Annotated in this window: 29 protein-coding genes; 21 read left to right on the top strand and 8 right to left on the bottom strand. The window is 73.2% G+C overall.

What is annotated here, in order from left to right; genetic code table 11:
• Nucleotides 1-2: 2 nt before the first annotated feature.
• From ACWC9T_RS12235 to ACWC9T_RS12210, 6 genes are read left to right on the top strand one after another with little or no spacing between them, the layout of a single operon-like run.
• Nucleotides 3-1,349, top strand: a complete 1,347-nt coding sequence (locus ACWC9T_RS12235) for an O-antigen ligase family protein (RefSeq protein ID WP_449820961.1) — start codon at nucleotides 3-5, stop codon at nucleotides 1,347-1,349.
• Nucleotides 1,346-3,115 carry a lipid II flippase MurJ gene (locus tag ACWC9T_RS12230; RefSeq protein ID WP_449820960.1) on the top strand — a complete coding sequence of 590 codons (1,770 nt, stop codon included), beginning with the start codon at nucleotides 1,346-1,348 and terminating at the stop codon, nucleotides 3,113-3,115. Before ACWC9T_RS12235 ends, ACWC9T_RS12230 begins: the two co-directional genes overlap by 4 nt.
• A complete protein-coding gene (locus tag ACWC9T_RS12225; RefSeq protein ID WP_449820959.1) occupies nucleotides 3,105-3,995 on the top strand; it encodes a polysaccharide deacetylase family protein in 891 nt (296 codons plus the stop codon). Before ACWC9T_RS12230 ends, ACWC9T_RS12225 begins: the two co-directional genes overlap by 11 nt.
• Complete coding sequence (locus tag ACWC9T_RS12220) at nucleotides 3,992-5,107, top strand: glycosyltransferase (protein ID WP_449820958.1); 1,116 nt, start codon at nucleotides 3,992-3,994, stop codon at nucleotides 5,105-5,107. Before ACWC9T_RS12225 ends, ACWC9T_RS12220 begins: the two co-directional genes overlap by 4 nt.
• Nucleotides 5,108-5,153: 46 nt before the next feature.
• Nucleotides 5,154-6,014 (top strand): Wzz/FepE/Etk N-terminal domain-containing protein, encoded by an 861-nt coding sequence (locus tag ACWC9T_RS12215; RefSeq protein WP_449820957.1) that lies wholly within the window; start codon nucleotides 5,154-5,156, stop codon nucleotides 6,012-6,014.
• Nucleotides 6,011-7,171 (top strand): GNAT family N-acetyltransferase, encoded by a 1,161-nt coding sequence (locus ACWC9T_RS12210; protein WP_449820956.1) that lies wholly within the window; start codon nucleotides 6,011-6,013, stop codon nucleotides 7,169-7,171. Before ACWC9T_RS12215 ends, ACWC9T_RS12210 begins: the two co-directional genes overlap by 4 nt.
• Nucleotides 7,172-7,210: 39 nt before the next feature.
• Here the strand turns inward: ACWC9T_RS12210 and ACWC9T_RS12205 are convergent, their stop codons facing one another.
• Nucleotides 7,211-8,431: a glycoside hydrolase family 26 protein gene (locus ACWC9T_RS12205; protein WP_449820955.1), complete on the bottom strand. Its 1,221-nt coding sequence runs from the start codon at nucleotides 8,429-8,431 to the stop codon at nucleotides 7,211-7,213.
• Between the two features lie 367 nt (nucleotides 8,432-8,798).
• Between ACWC9T_RS12205 and ACWC9T_RS12200 the strand changes: the two genes are divergently transcribed.
• The 9 genes from ACWC9T_RS12200 (at nucleotide 8,799) to ACWC9T_RS12160 (ending at nucleotide 15,754) form a co-directional block, all read left to right on the top strand.
• Nucleotides 8,799-9,818 carry a hypothetical protein gene (locus tag ACWC9T_RS12200; RefSeq protein WP_449820954.1) on the top strand — a complete coding sequence of 340 codons (1,020 nt, stop codon included), beginning with the start codon at nucleotides 8,799-8,801 and terminating at the stop codon, nucleotides 9,816-9,818.
• A gap of 204 nt (nucleotides 9,819-10,022) precedes the next feature.
• Nucleotides 10,023-11,621 (top strand): ABC-F family ATP-binding cassette domain-containing protein, encoded by a 1,599-nt coding sequence (locus ACWC9T_RS12195; RefSeq protein WP_449820953.1) that lies wholly within the window; start codon nucleotides 10,023-10,025, stop codon nucleotides 11,619-11,621.
• A gap of 327 nt (nucleotides 11,622-11,948) precedes the next feature.
• The gene (locus tag ACWC9T_RS12190) at nucleotides 11,949-12,182 is read left to right on the top strand and encodes a helix-turn-helix domain-containing protein (protein ID WP_030059940.1); all 234 of its coding nucleotides are present in this window, start codon (nucleotides 11,949-11,951) and stop codon (nucleotides 12,180-12,182) included.
• Between the two features lie 233 nt (nucleotides 12,183-12,415).
• Complete coding sequence (locus ACWC9T_RS12185) at nucleotides 12,416-13,222, top strand: enoyl-CoA hydratase/isomerase family protein (protein WP_449820952.1); 807 nt, start codon at nucleotides 12,416-12,418, stop codon at nucleotides 13,220-13,222.
• 171 nt (nucleotides 13,223-13,393) lie between these two features.
• Nucleotides 13,394-13,930 carry an Asp23/Gls24 family envelope stress response protein gene (locus ACWC9T_RS12180; protein WP_449820951.1) on the top strand — a complete coding sequence of 179 codons (537 nt, stop codon included), beginning with the start codon at nucleotides 13,394-13,396 and terminating at the stop codon, nucleotides 13,928-13,930.
• A gap of 54 nt (nucleotides 13,931-13,984) precedes the next feature.
• Nucleotides 13,985-14,176, top strand: coding sequence for a hypothetical protein (locus tag ACWC9T_RS12175; protein ID WP_350749761.1), 192 nt, complete (start codon nucleotides 13,985-13,987; stop codon nucleotides 14,174-14,176).
• The gene (locus ACWC9T_RS12170) at nucleotides 14,176-14,523 is read left to right on the top strand and encodes a hypothetical protein (protein WP_449820950.1); all 348 of its coding nucleotides are present in this window, start codon (nucleotides 14,176-14,178) and stop codon (nucleotides 14,521-14,523) included. The genes ACWC9T_RS12175 and ACWC9T_RS12170 overlap by 1 nt, the downstream gene beginning before the upstream one ends.
• Nucleotides 14,520-15,104, top strand: coding sequence for a DUF6286 domain-containing protein (locus ACWC9T_RS12165; RefSeq protein ID WP_449820949.1), 585 nt, complete (start codon nucleotides 14,520-14,522; stop codon nucleotides 15,102-15,104). The genes ACWC9T_RS12170 and ACWC9T_RS12165 overlap by 4 nt, the downstream gene beginning before the upstream one ends.
• Nucleotides 15,101-15,754, top strand: a complete 654-nt coding sequence (locus ACWC9T_RS12160) for an alkaline shock response membrane anchor protein AmaP (RefSeq protein WP_449820948.1) — start codon at nucleotides 15,101-15,103, stop codon at nucleotides 15,752-15,754. The genes ACWC9T_RS12165 and ACWC9T_RS12160 overlap by 4 nt, the downstream gene beginning before the upstream one ends.
• Before the next feature lie 23 nt (nucleotides 15,755-15,777).
• On the opposite strand, the gene ACWC9T_RS12155 is transcribed toward ACWC9T_RS12160, so the two are convergent.
• On the bottom strand, nucleotides 15,778-16,539 hold the full coding sequence (locus tag ACWC9T_RS12155; RefSeq protein ID WP_449820947.1) for an SDR family oxidoreductase: 762 nt from the start codon (nucleotides 16,537-16,539) through the stop codon (nucleotides 15,778-15,780).
• Between the two features lie 146 nt (nucleotides 16,540-16,685).
• Here ACWC9T_RS12155 and ACWC9T_RS12150 point away from each other — a divergent pair, with 146 nt between their 5' ends.
• Both ACWC9T_RS12150 and trxA read left to right on the top strand, forming a co-directional pair.
• Entirely contained in the window at nucleotides 16,686-17,093 is a 408-nt protein-coding gene (locus ACWC9T_RS12150; protein WP_355674823.1) for a MerR family transcriptional regulator, read from the top strand.
• A 3-nt stretch (nucleotides 17,094-17,096) separates the two neighbouring features.
• Nucleotides 17,097-17,429 carry a thioredoxin gene (trxA, locus tag ACWC9T_RS12145; RefSeq protein ID WP_449820946.1) on the top strand — a complete coding sequence of 111 codons (333 nt, stop codon included), beginning with the start codon at nucleotides 17,097-17,099 and terminating at the stop codon, nucleotides 17,427-17,429.
• Here the strand turns inward: trxA and ACWC9T_RS12140 are convergent.
• Together ACWC9T_RS12140 and ACWC9T_RS12135 are read right to left on the bottom strand one after the other, a co-directional pair.
• The gene (locus ACWC9T_RS12140) at nucleotides 17,426-18,229 is read right to left on the bottom strand and encodes an SURF1 family cytochrome oxidase biogenesis protein (protein WP_449820945.1); all 804 of its coding nucleotides are present in this window, start codon (nucleotides 18,227-18,229) and stop codon (nucleotides 17,426-17,428) included. The genes trxA and ACWC9T_RS12140 overlap by 4 nt on opposite strands.
• A gap of 31 nt (nucleotides 18,230-18,260) precedes the next feature.
• Nucleotides 18,261-19,256: a DEDDh family exonuclease gene (locus ACWC9T_RS12135; RefSeq protein WP_449820944.1), complete on the bottom strand. Its 996-nt coding sequence runs from the start codon at nucleotides 19,254-19,256 to the stop codon at nucleotides 18,261-18,263.
• A gap of 145 nt (nucleotides 19,257-19,401) precedes the next feature.
• On the opposite strand from ACWC9T_RS12135, the gene ACWC9T_RS12130 reads away from it, so the two are divergent.
• Nucleotides 19,402-20,445 carry a zinc-dependent alcohol dehydrogenase family protein gene (locus ACWC9T_RS12130; protein ID WP_449820943.1) on the top strand — a complete coding sequence of 348 codons (1,044 nt, stop codon included), beginning with the start codon at nucleotides 19,402-19,404 and terminating at the stop codon, nucleotides 20,443-20,445.
• Between the two features lie 87 nt (nucleotides 20,446-20,532).
• Here the strand turns inward: ACWC9T_RS12130 and ACWC9T_RS12125 are convergent, their stop codons facing one another.
• Entirely contained in the window at nucleotides 20,533-20,748 is a 216-nt protein-coding gene (locus ACWC9T_RS12125) for an N-acetylmuramoyl-L-alanine amidase (protein ID WP_449820942.1), read from the bottom strand.
• Nucleotides 20,749-21,074: 326 nt separating this feature from the next.
• Between ACWC9T_RS12125 and ACWC9T_RS12120 the strand changes: the two genes are divergently transcribed.
• The 3 genes from ACWC9T_RS12120 (at nucleotide 21,075) to moaA (ending at nucleotide 24,116) form a co-directional block, all read left to right on the top strand.
• A complete protein-coding gene (locus tag ACWC9T_RS12120; protein WP_449820941.1) occupies nucleotides 21,075-21,431 on the top strand; it encodes a DUF485 domain-containing protein in 357 nt (118 codons plus the stop codon).
• A complete protein-coding gene (locus ACWC9T_RS12115; protein WP_449820940.1) occupies nucleotides 21,428-23,047 on the top strand; it encodes a solute symporter family protein in 1,620 nt (539 codons plus the stop codon). The genes ACWC9T_RS12120 and ACWC9T_RS12115 overlap by 4 nt, the downstream gene beginning before the upstream one ends.
• Before the next feature lie 79 nt (nucleotides 23,048-23,126).
• Nucleotides 23,127-24,116, top strand: coding sequence for a GTP 3',8-cyclase MoaA (moaA, locus tag ACWC9T_RS12110; protein WP_449820939.1), 990 nt, complete (start codon nucleotides 23,127-23,129; stop codon nucleotides 24,114-24,116).
• Here the strand turns inward: moaA and ACWC9T_RS12105 are convergent.
• The 3 genes from ACWC9T_RS12105 to ACWC9T_RS12095 form a co-directional block, all read right to left on the bottom strand.
• Complete coding sequence (locus tag ACWC9T_RS12105; RefSeq protein ID WP_449820938.1) at nucleotides 24,113-24,355, bottom strand: hypothetical protein; 243 nt, start codon at nucleotides 24,353-24,355, stop codon at nucleotides 24,113-24,115. The genes moaA and ACWC9T_RS12105 overlap by 4 nt on opposite strands.
• Before the next feature lie 265 nt (nucleotides 24,356-24,620).
• The gene (locus tag ACWC9T_RS12100) at nucleotides 24,621-25,004 is read right to left on the bottom strand and encodes a DUF3099 domain-containing protein (protein ID WP_449820937.1); all 384 of its coding nucleotides are present in this window, start codon (nucleotides 25,002-25,004) and stop codon (nucleotides 24,621-24,623) included.
• Nucleotides 25,005-25,197: 193 nt separating this feature from the next.
• Nucleotides 25,198-25,746 (bottom strand): RNA 2'-phosphotransferase, encoded by a 549-nt coding sequence (locus ACWC9T_RS12095; RefSeq protein ID WP_449821009.1) that lies wholly within the window; start codon nucleotides 25,744-25,746, stop codon nucleotides 25,198-25,200.
• Between the last annotated feature and the right edge of the window lie 30 nt (nucleotides 25,747-25,776).

Here is a 25,776-nt window from a genome sequence, read left to right as displayed (position 1 = left end):
GCGTGGCCCTGACCCTTCCGGCCCTCCCGCGTCCGGCCTTGCGACGGGCCCTGCCCGCGCTCGCGGACCGGCCCAGCCTGCTGGCCGCCGCCACCGTCCTGCTGGTCTGCGTGCCCACCGGAGAGAAGGACGTCACCGCCGCGGTCCACGTCACCGCCGCCGACGTCGCCTCGCTCGCCCTGGTCGCCCTCACCGCACTGAACCTGCTGCGCGGCCGGCTGCCCGCGCTCGGCCACGCCACCTGCGTGCTGTTCGGCGGGATCGTGGTCGCCGCCGCCGTGGCCACCGTCGGCTCGATCGACCCGGCCACCAGCATCACCGGCTTCGTCCGGCTCACCCAGGTGTTCGTCCTGGTCCCCGCCGGGGTGCTCTGCTCGCTGCGCGACCGCACCGACCAGCGCCTGGTCCTCGGCTCCTTCGTGCTCGCCGCGCTGATCCAGGGCGTGGTCGGCGCGAAGCAGTACCTCACCCACACCGGCGCCTCCTACACCGGCCAGCCGATCCGCGCCGTCGGCACCTTCGGCGCGCTGGACATCATGGCGATGTCCGCCGTGGTCAGCTACGGGCTGCTCGTCGCCCTCGCCCTGGCCCTCGGCGAGCGCGGCCCCGGTGGCGACGTCCGGCTGCGCCGCGCGATGTTCGCCGCCGCCGCCTTCCTCGCCTTCCCGCTCGCCGTCTCCTTCAGCCGCGGCAGCTGGATCGCCACCGGCGTCGCCGTCACCGTCCTGCTGCTGCGCGCCGACGTCCGGCTGCTGGTGCGCAGCGCCGTCCTCGGCCTCGTCGCCGCTGTCGTCCTGGTCGGCGGCCTCGGCCTCGGCGCCTCCGGCGTCACCCAGCGGCTCGGCTCGATCGGCTCCGTCTCCGCCGCCCCCGACCAGTCCGTCTCTGACCGCTACGACCTGTGGGCCACCGCCGGGCGGATCTGGCAGGACCACCCCGTGCACGGCGCCGGACCGAAGGCCTTCCCGCGGCTGCGCGACAGCCACGCCCCGCTGCGGCTGTCCTCCGGCAGCGACGCCGCCGACTCCACCATCGGCTTCCAGCGCGAACCGCTGCTCTCCCCGCACAACATGTACGTCCTGGTGCTCAGCGAGCAGGGCCTGATCGGCATCACCGCCTACGCCGTGCTCTTCCTCGGCCTGCTGCTCGGCTGTCTGCGGCACCGCCGCGGCTCAGCGGCAGGCCCTGGCGGCACGACCCTTGCCGCGCTCGCCCTGCTCACCTGGGTGCTGGTCGACTTCCTGTACGCCGACATCGGCGGCACCACCACCGTGCTGACCTCCGTCGTCCTCGGCCTCGCCGCTAGGGCCCGCCTTCACACTCCCGCCGTCCGGGGGGCGGACCAGTGACCACCGACCAGCCGGCCGTGCTCGCCTCCACCCTCCCGGCCCCGCGCAGTGCGCCCGCCAGGCCCCCGGCCCCCGGGCCCGACCCGGTGCCCCGGCGCGGCTTCCTCGCCAGGGCCTTCGGCGTCACCGCGCTGCTCAGCGCGGCCGGCTCCGGCCTCGGCCTGCTGCGCGACCTGCTGCTGGCCCGCTACTTCGGCGCCAACCAGGGCACAGACGCCTTCCTGGTCGCCTGGACCGTCCCGGAGACGGCCGCGCCGCTGTTGATCGAGGACGCCATGTCCTTCCTCATGGTGCCCGCCTTCGCCCTCGCCCTGGTGCTGCGCGAGGAGGATCCGGACGCACCCGACCCGGTCCGCCAGCTGGTCCGCGCCACCCTGCCCTGGCTGCTGCTCGTCCTGAGCGGCCTCGCCCTGGCCACCGCGCTCGGCGCCCCGCAGCTGGTCGAGCTGCTCGCCCCCGGTCTACCCGACCCGGACCTCGCCGTCACCTGCACCCGGATCACCGCGATCACCGTGCTGCCCTTCGGCGTGGCCGGCTACCTGGCCGCCGCGCTGCGCGCCCACCACTGCTTCACCGCCCCGGCCGGCATCTACGTCGCCCACAACCTCGGCATCCTGGCCCTGCTGCTCGGCTTCCACGGCTACCTCGGCGTACGCTCCGCCGCCCTCGGCGTCGCGCTCGGCAGTCTGCTGATGGCCGGTCTGCTGACCGGCTCGTTCCTGCGCCGACTGCGCCGACTGCGCCGGGGCCCGGCCGGCGGCAGCAGCCGCCGCCGTTCCCGCCGCACCCTGGTGCTGATGCCGCTGGCCCTGCTGCCGGTGGCGGCCTTCACCCTGACCCGGCAGTCCCAGGTCTTCGTCGAGCGGTACCTCGGCTCGGCCCTGCCGCCGGGCACCATCTCGCACCTCAACTACGCCGCCAAGGTCTCCCAACTCGCCATGACGGCGGGCATCCTGATCTGCACCGTCACCTTCCCGCTGGTCGCCCGGGCGCTCGCGGCCGGGGACCTCATCGCCGCCCGCGACCGGGTCGAGAAGGATCTCGGCCAGGCCGCGGCGGTGGTGCTGCTCGGCACCGCCTTCCTGATGGCCTGCGCCCCCTCGGTGGTCTCGCTGCTGTTCGAGCGCGGCGCCTTCGGCCCCCGCGACACCGCCGCCACCGCCGACGTCATCCGGGTGTACAGCTTCGGCCTGCCGGCCCAGGCGCTGACCGGTGTGTTGATCCGCCCGTACTTCTCGTTGCGCCCGGTGGTCCACCGGGCCGACGACCCGCGCACCGAGGACGGTGGCCGCCGACTGCTGGACTGGTACCCGGCCGCCGCGATGGTGCTCGGCCTCGGCGTCACCGTCGCGGTCGACCTGCTCGCCACGGCCCGCTTCGGCGCGCTCGGCCTCGCCGCCGGCAACGCCGCCGGGATCACCACGACCGCCGCGCTGCTGTTGCGCGGCCTGGTGCTGCGCGGCATCCCGTTGCGGCTGCGCCGGGTGCTCGGCGGCCACGGTCGGCTGGTCGCCGCCGCCGCCGGGGCCACCGTGCTCGGCACCGCCGTCGGCGGCCTGACCGACGATCCGCTGCTCTCGACCCTCCTCGGGGGCCTCACCGTGGCGCTGGCCTTCGCCGCACTCGGCACCGGGCTCGGTGCCCGCGAGGTTCGCGGCCCGGTCCTCGCCGCCGCCCGGGTTCAGGGCCTGTCCGGCAGATCTGCCGGACAGGCCCTGAACCCGCCAACCGTCGTCGATGAAGGGAAGTTTCCCCATGGACAATGAACGGGGAACCGTCCGTTCGGTCCAGGCGGGCGTCACCAACGCCCCGCCCGACCGGGCGCGACTGCCCAGGAGCCGCCGCCCGGTCGGCGATCCGACCGCCCCCGGCTCCTCCTCGCCGTGGATCCTGATGTACCACTCGGTGGCGGTGGTGGAGGAGGACCCCTACCAACTCACCGTCAGCCCCGAGCGGTTCGCCGAGCAGATCGCCTGGCTGCACCGGCGCGGGCGGCGCGGCGTCGCGGTCCGCGAGCTGATGCGGGCCCGGGCCCGCGGCCGGGACGACAAGCTGGTCGGCCTGACCTTCGACGACGGCTACGCGGACTTCGCCCGCTACGCCGTACCGATTCTGCAGGCGTACGGCTTCACCGCCACCGCGTACGTGGTCGCCGACCTGCTCGGGCAGGACAACGGCTGGGACACCGAGGGCCCGCGCAAGCGGCTGCTCACCGTCGAGGAGGTCACCGAACTCGCCGCCGCCGGCTGGGAGATCGGCTCGCACGGCCTCGGCCACCAGGCGCTGCCCGGGCTGCCGGCCGACGCCCTCGCGGTGCAGACCCGGGAGAGCCGGCGGCTGCTGGAGGAGGTGGTCGGCGGCCCGGTCACCGGGTTCTGCTACCCGTACGGCGCCGTCGACCAGCCCGCCACCCTGGCCGTGCGCGACGCCGGGTACGACTACGCCTGCGCGATCGCCCACTCCCCGCTCACCGGCCGCTTCGCCCTGCCGCGCTGCTACGTCGGCGACCGCGACGGCGCCTGGCGGCTGCGGGTGAAGAAGGGCCGCCACCTGCTGCGCGACGCCGTCGCCTGCCTGCGCCGTGGTCGCGGGGTCCGCCCCGAGCACCCTGGTGGAGAGCGGGCAGTGACGGAGCGTCGGCCGTGAAGGTCCTGCACATCGTCACCGGGCTCGCCTCCGGCGGTGCCGAGCGTCAACTCCACCTTCTGCTAAGACACTTGCCGCCACACCAGCGGTGCGAGGTGCTCGCCCTGACCAACCCCGGCGCGGTCGCCGACGCGCTGCGCGCCGACGGGGTGACCGTCCACCACCTCGGCATGCGCGGTAACCGGGACCTCGGCGCGCTGCCCCGGCTGGTCCGGCTGGTCCGGGCCGGCCGCTACGACCTGGTGCACACCCACCTCTACCGGGCCCAGCTGTACGGCCGGCTGGCCGCGCGGCTGGCCGGGGTGCGCGCGGTGGTCTCCACCGAGCACTCGCTGCACGCCGGGGTGATCGAGGGCCGTCCGGTCACCCGGGGCGTCAAGGGCCTCTACCTGGCGGCCGAACGGCTCGGCTGCACCACCGTCGCGGTCTCCCGCCAGGTCGCCCAGACCCTGTGCTCCTGGGGCGTCCCGCCGACCCGGATCGAGCTGATCCCCAACGGCATCGACACCGCCGGCTACCGCCGCCCGCCCGCCGAGCGGGCCGCCGCCCGCCGCCGGGTGCGGGCCGAACTCGGCCTGCCGGAGGGCAGTTGGGTGGTCGGCGGGGTCGGCCGGCTGGTCCCCGGCAAGCGCTTCGACGTGCTGCTGGAGGCGCTGGTCGAGCTCGACCCGGCCACCCGGCTGGTGCTGGTCGGAGAGGGGCCCGAGCGCGCCTCGCTGGCGCGGCGGGCCGCCGAACTCGGCGTCCGGGAGCGGCTGGTGCTCCCCGGCGAGCGCGACGACATGCCCGACCTGCTGGCCGCGATGGACGTGCTGGCCGCCCCCTCCACCGTGGAGACCTTCGGCCTCGGTGTCCTGGAGGGCCTCGCGGCCGGGCTGCCGGTGCGGCACAGCGCCTGCCCGGCGCTGGACGAACTGCCGCCCAGCGCCGCCCCGCAGGCCCGCCGCATCCCCTCCGAACCCGCCGCGTACGCCGCCGCGCTGCGCGACCTGCGGCAGCTGAGCGGCCACATCGCCGACCCGCTGCCGCACCCCCCGGCCGTCGGCCACTACGACATCGCCCGGGTCGCCGCCGACCTGGGCGCCCTCTATGACCGGCTGGCCCGCGCTTGACCGCCCGCCGCCGATACCGCCGTCCCGTACCCAAGGAGCCACATCCATGACCACACCGCGCCGAAGCGCCCGTCACCTGGTCCGCCACTGGTGGCCGGTGGCGCTCGCGGTGCCGCTGGGCGCCGCGGCCGGCGCCGGGTACGCCGTCGTCTCGCACCCCTCGTACGCCGCCAGCGCCTACGTCATCGTGGTGCCGCAGAACCCGGGGGAGGCGTCGACCGCGACCAACTTCGCCCAGGCGTACGGGCGGTTGGCGGGCCAGCCGCAGGTGCTCGCGGTCGCGGCCGCCGAGACCGGCCACACCCTGGCCGAGCTGGAGAACCTGGTGTCGGGGACGACCTCCCCGGACGCCCCGGTGATCGAGGTCACCGGCACCAGCGGGCGCGCCCAGGAGGCCGCCCGGACCGCTGACGCGGTGGCCCGCTCGCTGGTCGCCTTCGCCAACACCAGCAGCAAGGACACCAACGTCCGGCTGGTGACGCTGGCGCCGGCCGCCGAGCCGGACAAGCCGACCACGCCCTCCGCCAAGCTGGACGTCGCGGTCGGCGCCGCGGCCGGGGTGCTGCTCGGGTCGCTGGTGATGATGACCCGCCGCCGCGGCGGGGCCGCCGCCGAGCCCGAGGCCGCCGCGGCCGCCGAGGCCGTCGAGACCGTGGCGGCCCGGAAGGCCCCCGCGGCCGTGCGGGTCCCGCGGGCCGCTGCGCCGGCCGGGACCCCTGCCACCCCCCGCCCGCGCAGCGAGGAGCAGGCCGCCAAGGCTGAGCCCCAGCCGAAGACCCAGCCGAAGACCCAGCCCGAGGCGGGGCCGAAGGGCGAGACGAAGGCCGAGCCCGAGCGCAGGGCCGAGCCCGAGGCCGCCGCCAAGCCCCCGGCCAAGGAGAAGGCCGCCGCCGGGAGCAAGCGATGAGCTCCGAGGCCCGCGCCGCCGGTCTGCCGGCCCGGTCGGCGGCACCGGCCTGGACCACCGAGCTGCGCCGCGAGGACGACGCCCTGGACACGCTCGCCGAGGAGTGGGACGACCTGGCCGCCCGCTGCCGGACCGCCACCTTCTTCCAGGCCGCGGGCTGGCAGCGCTCCTGGTGGCGCCACTACGGCCGCCCCGGGACGCTGCTGGTGGTGCTGGTCCGCCGGGACGGCCGGCTGGTCGGCGCCGGCGCCTTCACACGGCGCCCCGGCCCGTTCGGCGGCCTGACCGGCCTGGGTGCCGGGCTGGTCGACTACGGGGACATCCTGCTCGACGACGGTTGCGCCGACCGGGCCGCCGCCGAGTTCGCCGCCGCCCTCCCGCTCACCCGCCCCTGGCACTGGCTGGAGCTGCGCGAGGTGCACCCCGAGGCGGCGGTGCAGCGGGTGTACGAGCACTGGCGCGGGTCCCGTCGGCGCTACCAGGACTCGCTCTGCCAGTACCTGCCGGCCGTCCCGATGGAGCGGCTGCTCAAGCGGGTGCCCGGCAAGACCGCCCAGCGCAGCCGGGTGAAGCTGCGCAAGATCGCCGAGGCCGGGGTGCAGGTCAGCTCCACACCGGTGGCCGAGGTGCCGGCCGCGCTGGAAGGGCTGCTGCGGCTGCACTTCCTGCAGTGGCAGGAGCGCGGCGTGACCCCCGAACACCGCACCGAGCGCTTCGCCAAGCACCTGACCGAGTCCACCACCGGCCTGGTCGCCACCGGCCGGGCGGCCGTCCACCGGTTCCACCTGAACGGCGAACTGGTCGCGGTGAACCTGCTGCTGCTCTGCCCGTCCTTCGGCGGGCTGTACCTGTACGGCGCCCACCCGGCGCTGCGCGAGCGGCTGGACATCGCCGGGCTGCTGTTCAACGCCGCCCTGGACGAGACGGTCGGCGCGGGCATCCCGGTGCTCGGCCTACTGCGCGGCCAGGAGCCGTACAAGCAACGCTGGCGGCCGGACCAACTCCACAACCAGCGCCTGCTGTTGGGCCCGGCGGGCGCTGCCCCGGCGGCCGCCGTCCGGGCCGGGGCGGTGCGCGGCCGCCAGCGGGCGGCGCACCTGCTGCGCAGCCGCTTCCCCAGGCTGAAGGAAGCCCTGCTGGCTCGCCGCCGCAGCTGAGCGGTCACCGAGCACCGCTCAGCACGGGCCCGGCACCGTTCACCGCCGCGAGGGCGTCCCCGCCGCTGACGGGCTCGGCGAGGCGCCGGCCGTCGGGCTCGCCGTCGCGCCCGGTACGGCGGGGGCACCGGGCGCTGCGGGCGGGGACGGCGGGGTGGCCGCGGCCGGGGCGCTCGGCGCCACCGGCACGATCGAGGCGGGGGGCGCCGTCGGCACCACTGTCGGCGTCCCCTTCGAACCGGACATCAGCCGCTTGAACGCCGCGGTCGAGCGCGGATTGCTCCTGCACTGGAAGAAGCCGTGCGGGCAGTAGTCGGTGACGGTCTGGTAGGCGGTGTCGTGGGTGCGCATCCAGTCGACCATCCGCCGGACGAACTCGGGGTTGTCGCCGTTGCGGAACAGCCCCCACTCCGGGTACGAAACCGGCTTGCCGCGCTTGGCGGCGAAGTCCACCTGATCCTGCAGGCCGTACGGTTCGCGCACGTAGTCGTCGAACTCGCTGCCGGCCGGCTGGTCGTAGCTGTCCATGCCGATGATGTCGACCACGTCGTCGCCGGGATAGCACCTGGTCCACGGGATCGCGTCCAGGCCCCGGTTCGGCGCGAAGTCGAAGCGGAACCCCTGCCCGGGCACCGAGCGCATCACCCCGACGATCCGCCGCCAGTACGCCTTCCAGGCGGCCGGGTCGGGCTTGCAGCGGTGGGTGTAGGTGACGCCGTTCATCTCCCAGCCGAGGGTGATGACGGTGTCCGAGCCGCCGAGCGCGACCAGTCGGCGGGCGAGCCGGAGGAAGTGGCTGTCGAAGTCCCCGCGCGAGCCCTGGGCGAGCAGCCTGGCGACCTCGCCGTCCGACACGTTCGCCTCGTTGGGCACCAGCATGGGCACGCCGAGCACGAGCATCCGGGACGGGTCGGCCAGCCGCCACTGCGCCCACATGCCGAGCACCGCCGGCTCGCCCTCGATGTCGGCCCAGCCGTTGCCCGCCAGATAGGTGTGGCCGACCTGCATGTTCGCGTCGCCCAGCCAGCGGGCGTACTGGCCGATCTGCGGGATGTGGTCGTCCCGGGAACCGACGAAGGCACCGAACGGCGGTTCGTGCTTCGGCGGCTGGACCGGCGGGCGGGCGGCGCCGCGCGGCTCGAAGGCGTCCGAGGAGAGGGCCTGCCGCTCGGCCTGGCTGAGCGGCGTCCCGGCCGGGACGCTGGCCGTGGCCGTCAGCAGCAGAGCGGCCGCGGCCAGCGTCAGGCGACCGATTCGCATGGTCTCTCCTCCGGGCGTTGCGAGAGGGGCGGGACGGCGACGACGGGGACGGACCGTGGCGTCACGTTCGCCGACAGTAGGGCCGCCGGAGGGAAGGAAAGGCGGATGTCACCCCAAAGTGGGCGATATTCGAACGCCGTCTGCCGCAACACCCGCCGGTACGCGCCCGTGTATCAGCTCTGTAACGTTCCGGCCGGGCTTGCGGGGCCTACCGCGGAGCGTCCGGCCTCCCGGCCGGGGAGCCGACGACGCAGGTGGGCGGGCGGGCGTGCGGGGCGGGCGTGCGCGGCCGGGCGCGCGGTCGACACCATGTGCGGGCGGCGATTCCGGGCTGACTCGCGCGCCCGGTGAAAGGTACGCTCCGGCCGTGTCCTGGAAGCCGCCGCGCGTACTCACCCCCCGGTCGATCCTGCCTGCCCTGGCGGTGATGCTGGTCCTTGCGGCCGGTGCGGCGGCGCACGCCAACAAGCCGGTGCCGTTCGGTGACCGGGTGGCGGGGCCGGGCGACGCCGAGGCGACCCCGGTGAACTCGCAGTCGGTCAGCTCGGCCGACCTGGACCTCAAGGTGGTCGGCCCCGGCCTGGAGGCCTACCACAAGACGACCGGCGAGCGGGCCTGGTCGTACAACCGCGAGGGCGCCGAGGCGCTCTACCTGGCGATGGCCGGCGACAACGCGATCGTGGTCTGGGACGACGGCCTGATCACCTCGGTGCGTCCGGGCGACCACGAGGTGCGCTGGCACCGCGCGGTGCCGGGCCTCGCGGACTACCTGCGAGCCGACGGCGAGCCGGGCGCCGACAAGCGCACCGAGGCACAGCGCAAGCAGGCCACCGCGCAGCGGGCGGCCGCCGCGCTGCACACCGTCCAGCGGGACGGCTCGCCCTGGCTGGCCGTGGTGACGCCGAACCTGACCATGGGCCTGCGCGATGCCGACGGCGACCTGCGCTACAACGACCGGCCCGCCAACGGCTGCCTCTACGACCCGCTGCGCACCGTCCACACCGACTACGCGGTGCTCATCCCGCGCAGCTGCACCAACAGCAACGGGCTGGCCGTCTCCGGCGGCATCACCGGCTACCGGCTGGACAGCAACGGCTGGGCGACGAGCACCGGCCCGGCCGCCACGGTCAAGGTGCTGGACGCCAGCCGGGTGGAGATCACCGACGGGCCGATCGTCCCGCCCAAGGTGTTCGATACCAAGGCTGCCGCGCCCGAGACGGCCTGCGGCAACCCGGACGCGCCGTTCGCCGCGGTCCGCCCCCAGGGCGGCTGCGCGGACCCGTCGGCGGGCCCGACCGCGGACGCCCCCGCCGGCACGGCCACCCCGGCGGCGCCGGCCGTCCCGACGGCCGCCGCGACCGACCAGCCGACGGCGGCGCAGCAGTAGCCGAGTCGCTTCGGGTACCCCCGGGCGGTCACGGCCCCGGGGCGTTTCGCGCGGCCCGGTAGACTGGCCGTCATGGCTATCTTCTCCGGGCAATAGCGGGCGGCGGCGCCCCTCTCCACCGCGCCGACCGTCGATGAAGCCCTCTTCCCGCCGCCCGGGCCCGTACCCGGCCGCCCGCCCACGTCCCAGGAGTAGTTCCCAGCCATGATTTCCGCCAACGCCCTTGAGTTGCGCGCCGGTGCCCGGATCCTGATCGAGTCCGCGAGCTTCAAGGTCGCCGCCGGCGACCGGATCGGTCTGGTCGGGCGCAACGGCGCCGGGAAGACCACGCTCACCAAGGTGCTGGCCGGCGAGGGCCTGCCGGCCGCCGGTACGGTCACCCGTTCGGGCGAGGTCGGCTACCTCCCGCAGGACCCGCGCACCGGTGACCTGGACGTCCTCGCCAAGGACCGCATCCTCTCCGCCCGCGGCCTCGACACCGTGCTGAAGAAGATGCGCGAGAACGAGGACCGGATGGCCAACGGCAAGGGCGCCACCCGGGACAACGCGATGAAGAAGTACGCCCGGCTGGAGACCGAGTTCCTCACCAAGGGCGGGTACGCCGCCGAAGCCGAGGCAGCCACCATCGCCGCCGCCTTGGGCCTGCCGGACCGCATCCTCGGCCAGCCGCTGCACACCCTCTCCGGTGGTCAGCGCCGCCGCGTCGAGCTGGCCCGGATCCTGTTCTCGGACTCCGACGTGCTGCTGCTCGACGAGCCCACCAACCACCTGGACGCGGACTCGATCGTCTGGCTGCGGGACTTCCTGAAGACCTACAAGGGCGGCTTCATCGTCATCTCGCACGACGTCGACCTGGTCGAGACGGTCGTCAACAAGGTCTTCTACCTGGACGCCAACCGCTCCTGCATCGACGTCTACAACATGGGCTGGAAGCAGTACCAGCAGCAGCGCGAGGACGACGAGAAGCGCCGCAAGCGCGAGCGGGCCAACGCCGAGAAGAAGGCCGCGACCCTGAACGCCCAGGCCGACAAGATGCGCGCCAAGGCGACCAAGACGGTGGCCGCGCAGAACATGGCCCGCCGTGCCGACAAGCTGCTCTCCGGTCTGGAGCAGGTCCGGATGAACGACAAGGTCGCCAAGCTGCGCTTCCCGGAGCCGGCTCCCTGTGGCAAGACCCCGCTGACCGCCAGCGGCCTGTCCAAGTCCTACGGCTCGCTGGAGATCTTCACCGACGTCGACCTGGCGATCGACCGGGGTTCCCGGGTCGTCGTGCTGGGTTTCAACGGCGCCGGCAAGACCACCCTGCTGCGGATGCTGGCCGGGGTGGAGGCGCCGGACACCGGGGAGGTCATCCCGGGCCACGGGCTGAAGATCGGTTACTACGCCCAGGAGCACGAGACGCTCGACGCGGACCGTTCCGTCCTGGAGAACATGCGCTCGGCCGCACCGGACACCGACCTGGTGCAGATCCGCAAGATCCTCGGCTCCTTCCTGTTCTCCGGCGACGACGTGGACAAGCCGGCCGGGGTGCTCTCCGGTGGTGAGAAGACCCGTCTGGCGCTGGCCACCCTGGTGGTCTCCTCCGCCAACGTGCTGCTGCTGGACGAGCCCACCAACAACCTCGACCCGGCCAGCCGCGAGGAGATCCTGGGCGCGCTGCGCGAGTTCTCCGGGGCGGTCGTGCTGGTCACCCACGACGAGGGCGCGGTCGAGGCGCTCGACCCGGAGCGGATCATCCTGCTGCCGGACGGTGTGGAGGACCTGTGGAACCCGTCCTACGCCGATCTGGTGTCGCTGGCCTGACCGGAAGTAGACGCCGCATCCGCTTGTCGGACCAGAAAATCTAGTCCTTTCGGCGTGTCCGGGAATGAAGTAGACCCGGATTCCGTTTAAGGACTTCCTGTCGGCCCGCCACTCGATCGTGGTCGGGCCGACGCTGCTGATCAGCCCTTTCACGACGAACGGCGGCACCCGCCCCGGGGCGTGCACTCTGCGTGAGCGCCCTGGTGCGCTCGGATCACCACCGCAGGACCACGCATTTGCGACATCGACCTTGTCGAATGGGTGGCCAGGACGCGGTGTATGGGTGATCATGGGAATCTGACCGAGCAACGCTACGAGGAGGCACGGGTGGCCGAGACTCTGAAAAAGGGCAGCCGGGTGACCGGTGCCGCGCGTGAGAAGCTCGCGGCCGATCTCAAGAAGAAGTACGACTCCGGGGCGAGCATTCGCGCTCTCGCGGAGGAGACCGGTCGTTCGTACGGCTTCGTGCACCGGATGCTGAGCGAGTCCGGAGTGATCCTCCGGGGCCGCGGTGGTGCCACGCGGGGCAAGAACAAGGCGACTGCCGGGGCCGGTTCCTGACGGTCCATCGGCCCATAGCTGGATGACGCGGCGGCACGGCGCCGACCGGGGAGACGACGGCTGACCGAAGCTGGGCGTCCGCCCTCGGGTCGAGTGGACCGGCCGCCGATCGTCATGTCCGGATCCCCGGGCTCCCGGCTCTCCGTCGATCTTTCCGGACCTGGGCCCTGCCCACGCGCGCCCAGGTTTGTTACCCTCCGGTAGCCAAGTCCCTCGCCACCGGAGGTCCCCGCATGACCGCCCCCGCCACCGACCCGCAGGCCCCGAGCTGGGAGCGGGACGGCGTCCGCCTGGAGATCGACGGCGAACTCGCCGTCGTCACCCTCTGTCAGCCCAAGCGGCGCAACGCCCAGTCGCCCGCGCTCTGGCGCGCCCTCACCGCCGCCGGGCGCGAACTGCCCGGCAGCGTCCGGGTGGTGCTGCTGCGCGCCGAGGGCGTCTCCTTCTCCGCCGGGCTGGACCGGGCCATGTTCACCGCCGAGGGCATCCCCGGCGAGCCCACCTTCCTCCAGCTCGCGGGCTCCGGTGACAAGGAGCTGGACGACACCATCGCCTCCTACCAGGAGGCCTTCACCTGGTGGCGCCGTTCCGACCTGGTCTCCATCGCCGTCGTCCAGGGCCACGCCGTCGGCGCGGGCTTCCAGCTCGCCCTCGGCTGCGACCTGCGGGTGGTCGCCGACGACGTGCAGTTCGCCATGAAGGAGACCTCGCTCGGCCTCGTCCCCGACCTGGCCGGAACCAAGCCGCTGGTCGAACTCGTCGGCTACGCCCGGGCGCTGGAGATCTGCGCGACCGGCCGCTGGGTCGGCGCCGAGGAGGCCGCCGCGATCGGGCTGGCCAACCTGGCCGTCCCCGGTGCCGAGCTGGACGCCACCGCCCGTGACCTGGCCGCCGCCCTGCTGGCCGCGCCGCGCGGCGCCGTCATCGAGACCAAGGCGCTGCTGCAGGGGGCCTCCGGGCGCTCCTTCGACGAACAGCGTTCCGCCGAGCGGGTGGCGCAGGCGCGCCGGCTGCGGGAGCTCGCGGGAATCGGCGACTGAATCGGTAGGCCGTTCGTGGAAGGCCCGGCCCCGGGGAACACCCGGGGCCGGGCCTTCGGCGTTCCCCGGACTGCTCCCGGTGGTGCTCCCGGCGGGCGGGGAACGTGGCGAAATGTCAGAGTTGGGGAGGTTTGCGATATAGCTGGAGCCGTACGACGGGAGATTCGCCCCATGCCTGACACTCCGACGCCCGCGACCCTGCACAAGAACCCCGGCCACGCCCCCACCCCCGGTCCGCCCGGAGCCAAGCCCGGCCCCGGCACGGGCGGCGGCGGGGACGGCGGTCGGCCCGTCGGCGAGCGCGGCCGAACGGCGCTGGCCGTCGGGGTGGTCGAGAAGATCGCCGGGATGGCCGCCCGGGAGGTCTCCGGCATCCACGCCCTGGGCTCCGGGCTGGCCCGTACCTTCGGGGCGATGCGGGACCGGGTGCCCGGCGGCAAGTCCAGCATCGGCCGCGGCATCAAGGCCGAGGTCGGCGAGAAGCAGACCGCGATCGACATCGCCCTGGTGGTCGAGTACGGCGTGGTGATCCCCGAACTGGCCCGGCAGGTGCGGGAGAACATCATCGACGCGGTGGAGCGGATGACCGGCCTGGAGGTCGTCGAGGTCAACATCGCGGTCAACGACGTCCACCTCCCGGACGAACCGGAGTTCGAGGAGGAAGAGGAGCCGATCACGGCGCCGGGGCAGCGGCCCAAGCTCAAGTGACACCCTGCCGCGGGGATCGGTCAAGGTGTTCGGCGGAGGACGAGGGAGTAGCGGATGAACCTGGCCATGGTCGGCCTGGTGGTGGGCATGGCCCTCGGCTTCGCCGGGTACTTCGGCGGGTTCGCGGCGTTCCTGCTGGTGGCGGCGCTCGGGCTGGTCGGCTTCGTGGTCGGGCGGTTACTGGAGGGCGACATCGAGCTGGGCGACCTCGGGGACCTGCTCCGCGGCCGTGACCGGCGGCGGTGATGGGGCCCTCCGGGTCCGCCGCCGCTGTTGTGCCGGGCCGGCGGGGGCGGCTGCGGGTCTCGGAGCGCGTCTACGCCCGGATCGCGGACCAGGTCGCGCGGGAACTGCTGGCGGAGGTCTGGGCCGGGCGGTCGGCGAAGGGGGCGCCGCCCCGGGTGTCGGTGGCGGTGCCGGGCAGCACGGTGACCGTGCGGGTGGCCGTTGAGCTGCCGCTTCCGGCCGACCTCGCCCGGCTGGCCGCCCGACTGCGGGAGCAGATCGGGGCGCAGATGGCGGGGTTGACCGGGACCAGGGTGGCCGAAGTGGTCGTCGTGGTGGAGAAGCTGGTCATCCGGGGAGCGCTGTGAGCGGAGATCAGGAGTCCCCGGAGGCCGTGCAGAAGGTGCCCAGGCTGCGGGCGAGCCGGGCCGGGGCGGCGGCGCTGGTCGCCACGGTGGTGCTGGTGGTGGCGGGAGCACTGCTGTACGACGTGATCGCGGTGCGGGTCGGGCAGCCGGCCAAGCGGTGGCGGGCGCAGATCGCGGACGAGCTGGCGTCACGTCACCTCGACGACCTGTGGGTGCTGGTGGGGGCGGGGGCCGCGACCCTGCTCGGCGGGTGGCTGCTCTGGCTGGCGATCGTGCCCGGGCTGCGGCGGTGGCTGGTGCTGCGGCCGTACGGGGGGACGAGCGCGGCCATCGACAAGGGCGGGATCGGGCATCTGTTGGCGGACCGGGCGGCGGGGCTGGACGGCATCGACCACCTGCGGAGCCAGGTGGGGCGGCGGAGGATCCGGGTGACGGTGAGCGGGTCGGCCGATCCGGCGTTGGTGCAGCGGCAACTACGGGAGGAGTTGGAGCGGGTGGGGTTGGCGCGGCCGTTGCGGCTGGATGTTAAGACGACGGGGGGGCCGATGGCCGGTGGGGTGGGGGAGGGGGCGGCGGGGTGACTCGAACGGTCGTCAACCGGGTGCTGTTGGGGGTGGTGGGGGTCGTTGTGCTGGGGGTCGGGGTGCTGGTGCTCGCCGGTGGGCTCGACCTGTACCGGCGGTTGGGCGTGGATCCGCCGAGCTGGTGGCCGCTCACCTCGCCCGACCAGCCGGTGGTCAGCGAGCGGTCGCGGGGGCGGTGGGCCGGTTCGTCCTGGTGGTGGCCGACGGTGATCGGGGGGCTCTCGGTGCTGGTGGTCGGGATGGCGTGGTGGCTGGTGGCACAGCTGCGGCGGACCGGGCTGTCGAGCATCGCGGTGCCCACGCCGGGGGTGGGCGGCCTGCGGCTGCGGGTGAGCGCGCGGGCGCTGGAGGAGGCGCTGGAGAACGGGACGGCGGTGCTGCCGGAGGTCGAGCGGGCGGGAGTGCGGCTGGTGCGGGCGCCGCGGCATCCCCGGCTGCGGGGGGCTGTACGGCTGACGCCGGGTGGGGACCCGGTCGGGCTGGTGGAGCACTTCGAGGACGGGCCCCGGACGGACGCCCTGGGGAGCCTGGGGCTGGCGGAGCTGCCGGCCGACCTGCGGATCCGGGTGTTGCAGCGGGCCCCCGTCGAGCGCCGGCGCTGGTTCCGAGGACGTCGGCGTCGGCGGGGGCACCCGAGGGTGGTGTAGGCGGGGGCGTCCTCGGGGTGTGCCTAGAGGGAACGGAGCGCGCCGCCGTCGACCGGGACCATGATGCCGGTCAGGTAGGAGGCGGCGGGGGAGAGCAGGAAGGCGGCGACCCTGCCGAACTCCTCCGGGGTGCCGTAGCGGCCGAGCGGGATGTTGGCGCTGTGCTGGGCGCGGACGGCCGCCGGGTCGGGGGCGAGGGAGTCGAGCTCGCGGACCCGGTCGGTGTCGATCCGGGCCGGGAGCAGGCCGAGCACCCGGATGCCGCGGGGGCCGAGCTCGTCGGCGAGGGCCTTGGCGGCCATGGCCAGGCCGGGGCGCAGGCCGTTGGAGATGCCCAGGCCGGGGACCGGCTGGCGGACCGAACTGGAGAGCACGAAGCCGATCACGCCGCCGGAGCGGAGATCGGCGGCGGCGGTGCGGGCGATCCGCAGGGCGCCGAGGAAGACCGATTCGAAGGCGTCGCGCCAGGCGGACTCGGGGGTGGTCTCCACCGGGCCGGCCTGGGGGCCGCCGACGCTGATCAGGATGCCGTCGAGGCGGCCGAAGCGGTCGTGGGCCTCGGCGATCAGGCGTTCGGCGGTGTCGGGGGCGGCGTTGTCGGCGACCAGGCCGTGGGCGGTGCCGAGGGCGTTCAGTCCGGTGACGGCGGCGTCGACGGCCTGCTGGGTGCGGCCGCTGATGAGGACGCGGGCGCCGTCGGCGGCGAGTTCGCGGGCGGCGGCGAGGCCGAGGCCTCGGGTGGCGCCGGTGACGATGTAGGCCTTGTCCTTGAGTCCTAGATCCATGGGGACATCTTGCCGGGCCGTGTGGGTGTTCGTGGGTGGGTGGGTGCTGGGGGCGGGGTGGTTCTTGTTGCGGGCGCGCGGGCTGGCGTTGACGTGTGCGGCAAGGTTTACGGTCGTTGACGGCTGTACGGGAGGAGTGGTTCAGCGTGCGGATCGGGGAGTTGGCGGAGCGGGCGGGGACGACCACGCGGGCGTTGCGGTACTACGAGCAGTTGGGTTTGTTGCCGGCCCGGCGGGCGGGCAACGGGTACCGGGCGTACGACGAGGGGGATCTGCGGCTGTTGCGGGAGATCCGGATGCTGCAGGACTTCGGGTTCGGGTTGGAGGAGACCCGGCCGTTCGTGGAGTGCCTGCGGGCCGGGCACCCGGAGGGGGATTCGTGTCCGGCGTCGCTGGAGGTGTATCGGCGGAAGCTGGCCGAGTTGGACGAGTGCATCGCGAAGTTGCAGGACGTGCGGCAGCAGGTGGCCGGGCAGTTCGAGCGGGCGGTGCGGGCGCGGGACGAGCTCGCGGCTTCCGAGCAGCCACCGGTGTGTGAACTGACGAAGGAGTAGGCGATGGTGGAGAGCGCGGGCGTGCCGGCGGTGACGGACGAGACGTTCGCCGCGGAGGTGTTGGCGGCGGAGGGGCCGGTGCTGGTGGACTTCACGGCGGACTGGTGCCCGCCGTGCCGGATGATGGCGCCGGTGCTGGCGGACATCGCTCGGGAGGAGGCGCACCGGCTGCGGGTGGTGAGCGTGGACGTGGACCGCAATCCGCGGACGCAGGCGGCGTACGGAGTGCTGTCGATGCCGACGCTGATGGTGTTCCGGGGTGGGCAGCCGGTGCGGTCGGTGGTGGGGGCGCGGGCGAAGGCGCGGTTGTTGCGGGAGCTGGAGGGTGTGATCTAGGCCGGGATGGCGTCGAGGGGGACCTCGGGTTCGGCGGCCTGCTTGGCGCGGTCCTTGGCTTCGCGGCGGATGAGGACCCAGACACCGACCGGGATCATCGCGGTGAACAGCCACCACTGGATGGCGTAGGCCATGTGCGGGCCGATGTCGGAGTGGTTGGGCTCGGGGATCAGCTGGGGCTGGTCGGCCGGGGCCGGGGTGGTGCCGGTGAGTTCGAGGTAGCCGCCGAGGAGGGTGGTGCCGGTCTCCTTGGCCTGCTGTTCGGTGTTGATCAGGTTGAACTGGCGGGCGGGCAGGCCGGCCCGGTCCTTGACGAAACCGCCGCTGCTGCCGGCGGTCTCGTCGGGGCGCAGGCGGCCGGTGAGGGTGACCTCGCCGGTGGGAGCGGCCGGGACGGGCGGGTACTCGGTGGCGCCGTCGCCGGAGGGGACCCAGCCGCGGTTGACCAGGACGGTGCCCTTGCCGTCGGAGAGCTTCAGCGGGGTGACGACGAAGTAGCCGATGGTCCCGTTGGAGTCGGTCCGCTTGCGGACCACGAACTCGTGTGCCGGGTCGTACTGCCCGGTGGCCGTCACGGCGTGCCAGGTGACGTCCTCGGGCACCGCGGAACCGGGGGCCGGCGACAGGGTGTCGTAGGGCTCCGGCGAGGCGGTGAGGGCCTTGCCGATCAGCTCGTTCCGGGCCACCCGCGCCTCGTGGCGGTGCAGCTGCCAGAAACCCAGCTTGATCGTCGCGGGGATCAGCAGCAGCGCGATCAGCATGGTGATCAGCCACTGCCGGGTCAGCAGAAAACGGTACACATGGGAACCGTACGCCGACCTCACACCCGCCTCACGCACCGGGGTGCGGGGCGACCTCGCGCAGCAACTGGAGGAAGGCGTCCTCGCCGACCACCGGCGTGCCGACCTCGCGGGCCTTGCGGGCCTTGCCGCTCCAGCTGTTCGGCTCGTTGGTGACCAGGAGGCTGGTGAGCCGGCTCACCGAGGCGGCGATGTGCAGGCCGGCCTCGACGGTGCGGTCCTCCAGCACCTCGCGGTCGGTGGCGGTGTCGCCGGTGAAGGCCACCCTCATGCCCTGGACCAGGGGCTTGCCGTCCTCCCAGCGCCCGGGGTTGGGGTACGGGCAGGGCGGGCGCTTCTTGGCCTGACGGTACTGGGCACCGGTCCAGTTGCCGCGGGCGGGGGTGGCGGGGTCGTCCTCGCCGAGGTCGGTGACCGCGACGCAGGTCTGGAGCGGGAGGGGCACACCGCCCAGACGGGCCAGGTGCAGGCTGGGGCGGAAGGCCTCGGCGAGTACCCGGGCGTCGTCCAGGGCGTTGTGGGCGTGGCGCTGCTGGACGCCGAAGTGGGCCGCGAGCGAGGCGAGTTTGCCGTTGGGCAGCGGCAGACGCAGGTCGCGGGAGAGGACCATGGTGCACAGTCGCTGCTCGACCGGGGCGCGGCGGCCGGCCCGGGAGAACTCGCGGGAGATCATGTTCCAGTCGAAGAGCGCGTTGTGGGCGACCAGGACACGGCTCTCCAGGCGCGCGGCGAACTCGTCGGCGATCTGGGGGAAGGTCGGGGCGGAGGAGAGCAGTTCGGCGGTGAGGCCGTGGATCCACACCGGGCCCGGGTCCCGTTCGGGGTTGACCAGGGTGTACCAGTGGTCGGTGACCTCGCCGTCCTGGTCCAGCTGGTAGACGCCCGCCGAGATGACGCGGTCGGAGCGGCCGAGACCGGTGGTCTCGACGTCGACGACCGCGAAGCCCTCGGCGGGGGCGGCGGAGCGCTGGGCGGGGACCGGGACGGTCCGCGGCGCGCCGTACGTCTCGGGCTGGATCGGTTGCATGGTCCAACAGGATAAGGGGAGCGGTGGCCGGGGCTGGTCGGAATGTTGCCACCGGGGGGCCGGAATAGAGTGGTCGGCGGGGGCGTCGTACATCTGGTCGAGATCGTTTCCGGCCTTCTGGCCGGATTTGTGTGAGGAAGAACGCATGCGCGCCACTGTGATCCACGGACCCAACGACATCCGGATCGAAGAGGTACCGGACCCGGCGATCCAGCACCCGACGGACGTGGTGGTCCGGGTGGTGAACGCCTGCATCTGCGGCAGCGACCTGTGGGCCTACCGCGGGGTGGCGCAGCGGGTGGCCGGGCAGCGGATCGGGCACGAGTTCCTCGGTGTGGTCGAGGAGGTCGGCGCCGAGGTCCGGGGCTTCGCGAAGGGCGACCTGGTGGTGGCACCCTTCGTCTGGTCGGACGGGGTCTGCGAGTTCTGTCAGGAGGGCCTGCAGACCTCCTGCCCGCACGGCGGGTTCTGGGGGCAGGTCGGCTCGGACGGTGGCCAGGGCGAGGCGGTGCGGGTGCCGTTCGCGGACGGGACGCTGGTGAAGCTGCCGAAGGAGGCGGCGGGCGACGAGAAGCTGCTGCCGGGGCTGCTGGCGCTGTCCGACGTGATGTCCACCGGGCACCACGCGGCGGTCTCCGCCCGGGTGCGTCCGGGCGCGACGGTCGCGGTGGTCGGCGACGGCGCGGTGGGCCTGTGCGGTGTGCTGGCGGCACACCGGCTGGGTGCGGGCCGGATCATCGCGCTGGGCCGGCACCCCGCCCGGACCGAGCTGGCCCGGCGCTTCGGGGCGACCGACGTGGTGGCCGAGCGCGGGGACGCGGCGGTCGAGGCGGTGAAGGAGCTGACCGGCGGCCTGGGCGCCCACGCGGTGCTGGAGGCGGTCGGCACCGAGGAGTCGATGCGGACGGCGATCTCGATCGCCCGGGACGGTGGCTCGGTCGGTTACGTGGGTGTGCCGCACGGCGGCAGCGCGGGCGTCGACATCGGTCAGATGTTCGGCCGAAACGTTTCGCTGAACGGCGGTGTCGCCCCGGCCCGCGCGTACATCCCCGAGCTGCTGCCGGACGTGCTGTCCGGGGCCATCGAGCCCGGGCTCGTGTTCGACCGCACGGTGGACCTGGACGGGGTGCCGGACGGCTACCGGGCGATGGACGACCGCTCGGCGCTGAAGGTCCGGATCGCGTTCTGACGCGCTGACGCACTGGTCTCACGGCACTGGCCTGTACCGCACCCCACCAAGCGGGGCGGCACAGGCCAGTGTTCGTTGGTGCTGGGGTCAGACGTAGTAGCCGAAGACGTCGGCGATGAGGTGGGTGGTGTTCCAGGAGCCGTTGAGGAGGTTGACCTTGCCGTCGGGGCCGAGGGGGACGACGACGAGCCTGGGGGTGGTGACTCCGCTGGTGGTCCAGTTGAGGTTGCTGGAGGTGGGCTGCGGGGAGCCGCCGGCCCAGGCGGTGAGGTGTCCGCCGCCGTCGGTCTCGGTCGCGGTCACGTTGAGGACGACGGCCTAGGCGCCCTGCGGGACGCCGGAGCGGCCGGTGACCTGGAGGCTGACGATCTATGAGTGGCTGGAGGTTACCACCACGAATCCCCCGCCATCGAGCGAGTTGTGAGGAGCCGGCATGGGCCGTCCGCACGGTTTCTTTTCAGCCAATTGGATAGTGCGATGGGGTGAACGACTGACTGATCGCCGTGAACCCCTTTCGGGGCGGGCGCGACGCTCCTAGCATTGCGCGGCGCGACCAGGCGTGTGACGCCCCTCACGTTCGACCGTTCCACTTGGGCGACGCTACGTATCCGAAGGAGTGAGGAGACAGAGTGGATTCGCCGCCGATCACCACTGCCGCTACGGAAGCCCAACTCATCGACGACAGCGAGGAGTTCCGTGCCCTGCGGCGCTCGTTCCGGAGCTTCGCCTTCCCGGTCACCATCGGCTTCGTGCTCTGGTACCTGCTCTACGTCCTGCTCTCCTGCTACGCGCCCGACCTGATGGGCACCACGGTCCTCGGGCGCGTCAACGTGGCCCTGGTGCTCGGGCTGCTGCAGTTCGTCACCACCTTCGCCATCGCCGCCTGGTACGCCCGCTACGCGGACCGGCGGATCGACCCACCCGCCGCCGCGATCCGCGAGGCCCACGGTGCCGTCGTCCACGCTCCCCGGGAGTCCGCCGAATGATCGTGCTCGCCAGCTCCGCCACCGAGCACCGCGGCCTGACCATGACCCTGTTCGGACTCTTCGTGGCGGCCACCCTGGTCATCACCGTCTGGGCCGGGCGGCAGAACCGCAGCGCCTCCGACTTCTACGCCGGCGGCCGGGGCTTCACCGGCTTCCAGAACGGTCTGGCCATCTCCGGCGACTACATGTCCGCCGCCTCCTTCCTCGGCATCGCCGGGCTGATCGCGCTCAACGGCTACGACGGCTTCCTCTACTCGATCGGCTTCCTGGTCGCCTGGCTGGTCGCGCTGCTGCTGATCGCCGAGCCGCTGCGCAACTCCGGCCGGTTCACCATGGCGGACGTGCTCGCGTTCCGGATGCGCCAGCGCCCGGTGCGCACCGCGGCCGGGGTGTCCACCATCGTGGTGTCGATCTTCTACCTGCTCGCCCAGATGGTCGGCGCCGGGGCGCTGGTGACTCTGCTGCTGGGGGTCACGGGGGAGGGGGCCAAGCGCTGGACCATCCTCGCGGTGGGCGCACTGATGATCATCTACGTGGTGATAGGGGGTATGAAGGGCACCACCTGGGTGCAGATCGTCAAGGCGGTGCTGCTGATAGTCGGCGCCGCGCTGATGACCGTCCTGGTGCTCGCCAAGTACCACTTCAACCCCTCGGAGCTGCTCGGCGCGGCCGCCTCCGCGAGCGGCAAGGGCGCGGCCTTCCTCGAACCCGGGCTGAAGTACGGGGCCAGCAGCACCTCCAAGCTCGACTTCATCAGCCTGGGGATCGCGCTGGTGCTCGGCACCGCCGGCCTGCCGCACATCCTGGTCCGCTTCTACACCGTCCCCACCGCCAAGGCGGCTCGGAAGTCGGTGCTCTGGGCGATCGGCATCATCGGCGTCTTCTACCTGATGACCCTGGCGCTCGGCTTCGGTGCGGCGGCGCTGGTCGGCCGCAGCGGAATGGTGGCCGTCGAGGGCAAGACGCCGTCCGGGAACACCGCGGCGCCGCTGCTCGCCGAACAACTCGGCGGCGGCTCCGGGACCACCGGCGGGGCGATCATGCTCGCGGTGATCTCGGCGGTGGCCTTCGCCACCATCCTCGCGGTGGTCGCCGGGCTCACTCTGGCCTCCTCGGCCTCCTTCGCACATGACCTGTACGCCAACGTGATCCGGCGCGGGCAGGCCGGCGAGCGGGAGGAGGTGCTGTCGGCGAAGTGGGCCGCCGTCGGGATCGGCGCGGTCGCCATCGTGCTCAGCCTCTACGCGGGCAAGCTCAGCACCGCGGCCCTGGTCGCGCTGGCCTTCGCGGTGGCCGCTTCGGCGAACCTGCCGACCCTGCTCTACTCGCTGTTCTGGAAGCGCTTCACCACCACCGGCGCGGTCAGCTCGGTCTACGCGGGCCTGATCTCCTCGGTGGTGCTGGTGGTGTTCTCCCCGGTGCTGTCCGGGGGCAGGAATTCCCTCTTCCCGAACACCGATTTCCACTGGTTCCCGCTGGAGAACCCCGGCCTGGTCTCCATCCCGGTCGGCTTCCTGGCCGGCTGGCTGGGCACCCTGCTGTCCAAGGAGCGACCCGACCCGGCGAAGTACGCTGAACTGGAGGTCCGCTCGCTCACCGGGCTGGGCGCCCACTGATCGTCCCGTGATGACTATGCTGGCCCGGCCCCCGCCGCGACGGTTGGCCGGGCCGGCCGCATTTCGGGAAGGGACGCACGTGCTGCTCGACACCTTCGGACGACAGGCCGTCGACCTGCGGGTCTCCCTGACCGACCGGTGCAACCTCCGCTGCACCTACTGCATGCCGGAGGAAGGCCTGCAGTGGCTGGCCAAGCCCGACCTGCTGACCGACGAGGAGATCGTCCGGCTGGTCGGCCTGGCCGTACGGGACCTGGGCGTGCGCGAGGTCCGCTTCACCGGCGGCGAGCCGCTGCTGCGTCCCGGGCTGGTCGCCGTCGTGGCCGCCTGCTCGGAGCTGGAGCCGCGCCCCGAGCTGTCGCTGACCACCAACGGCATCGGACTGGCCCGCACCGCGACGGCACTGCGCGAGGCCGGGCTCGACCGGGTCAACGTCTCGCTGGACACCCTCGACCCCGAGGTGTTCCTCACGCTCACCCGCCGCCGGCGCCACCAGGACGTGCTGGACGGGCTGGCCGCGGCCGAGGCGGCCGGGCTGGCCCCGGTGAAGCTGAACGCTGTGCTGATGCGCGGGGTGAACGACCACGAGGCGGCCGACCTGCTGGCCTGGTGCCTGGAACGGGGCTACGAGCTGCGCTTCATCGAGCAGATGCCGCTGGACGCCCAGCACGGTTGGGACCGCTCGTCGATGGTCACCGCGGCGGAGATCCTGGACCTGCTGGCCGCCCGCTTCACGCTCACCCCGGAGCCGTCCGCGGGCCGGGGCGCGGCGCCCGCCGAGCGCTGGGTGGTGGACGGCGGGCCGGGCCGGGTCGGCGTGATCGCCTCGGTCACCCGGCCGTTCTGCCGGGCCTGCGACCGGACCCGGCTGACCGCCGACGGGCAGGTGCGCAACTGCCTGTTCGCGACCGGGGAGACCGACCTGCGCACCGCGCTGCGCTCGGGGGCGGACGACGCGGAGCTGGCCGCGCTGTGGCGGGCGGCGATGTGGGGCAAGAAGGCCGGGGCCGGGATCGATGCCCCGGAGTTCCACCAGCCCGAGCGGCCGATGTCGGCGATCGGGGGCTAACCCGGCTGCTCGGTCTCGGGCCCCTCAGGAGTCTCGGGGTAGTCGGCGAAGGCGACGACCTCCTTGAGGAAGCCGCGCACGCCCAGGAACTGGGACAGGTGCTCGCGGTGCTCCTCGCAGGCCAGCCAGGTCTTGCGGCGGTCCGGGGTGTGCAGCTTGGGGTTGTTCCACACCAGCACCCAGTGGGCGTCCGCCCGGCAGCCTTTGGCGGAGCAGATCGGCGTCTGCGGCGTGTCCATCGGGGTCGTCCTCGGTGCTCGGCGGATCGATCGTCGCCGTCAGTCTTTCACGCGGCCTCGGCCCGTCCGGATCCGGGCATGGCGACGCCGGGCAGCCACGGGGGGAGCCGCCCGGCGTCGGTCCGTCGCTCCGACGGGGGATGCGGAGCGCGTACGCAGTATGTCACGCCGAGACCCCCGGATGGGGAGGTCTTGCATGATTAATCTGAGCTTCTTTTGAGCTTTCGCCAAGTCGATTCGGGCTCAACCCCCACGAATCGGATGGTCAGTTCGCGTCCTGTGAAGTTTCGGTGCCAGCGGCCTTTGCATGTCCTGTACCAGTCGACGCACCAGCCCCACCCGTACCACCGGGGCCGAGCATCAGCGGGGTGTCGTGCGGGATGTCGAAGGTGCTCGGCAGACCCGGCGCCCGCTCCCGGCCCGCGTTGGCGATCAGCACCGCGAAGTACGGCAGCAGCACGCCGCCCGCCAGCGCGGCGAGGGCCAGCCACCGCTGGACGTCCCACAGCACCACCGCGAGCAGCACGCAGAGCGTGCGGATCAGCATCGAGATGACGTAACGGCGCTGACGCCCCCGGACGTCCTCGCTGAGGCTGCTGCGAGCCCCTGTGATCCGGTAGACCTGCCCGCCGTCGGCGCTCTTGCCCATGTGTCCTACCGCCCTCGTCCACGCACCCGCGCCGTGCCGCGCGGCCTCCTCACGGTACGCCCGGGCGCCGGGCACGACGAGACCGGGTGGGCGGGGCCCACCCGGTCGGGCGTGATACGGGAGCCGTCCGGCCGCAGGTGGTCTGTCTCTGGGGTTTTGCCGCGACCCCGGCAAGGATCACAGGGACAGCCGCCTAGGAGCGGCGGGAGAGGTACTGCGGGGGGACGGCGTCGGTGAGCCAGACGCCGTTCTCGCTGAGCCGGAACTCGTGGCCGGCCGCCGCCATCGCGGCCGCGTGCACGGTCAGCACCACCGGGCGGCCGTGCCGGGCGCCGACCCGGGTCGCGGTCTCGGTGTCGGCCGACAGGTGCACGTCCTGGCGGGCCATCGGGCGCAGGCCCTCGCGGAAGATCGACGCCAGGTGGCGGTCGGCGGTGCCGTGGTACAGCACGTGGGGCGGCTCGGTGGCGGTCAGGCCGAGGTCGACCGCCACCGTGTGGCCCTGGTTGGCGCGGATCGAGAGACCGTCCGGCGAGTACCCGAACCGGCGCTTGGTGTTGGCGGCCACGACGTGGTCCAGCTCGGCCCGGGTGACCGGCCTGCCCTTCGCCGCGAGGGCGGCGAGCAGGGCGTCGATCCGTACCCAGCCGGACTCGTCCAGTGTGACCCCCACCAGCTCCGGTTCGTGCCGCAGGATGCGCGACAGCATCTTGCTCGTTCTGACCAGCCGCTTCTCGTCCATCATGTCTCTCGTATCCCCCCGTCGGTCAGT

The organism is Kitasatospora sp. NPDC001159 (assembly GCF_053598235.1).
The sequence above is the reverse complement of the archived record's forward strand: the minus strand, read 5'-3'. Positions and strand labels throughout refer to the sequence as shown.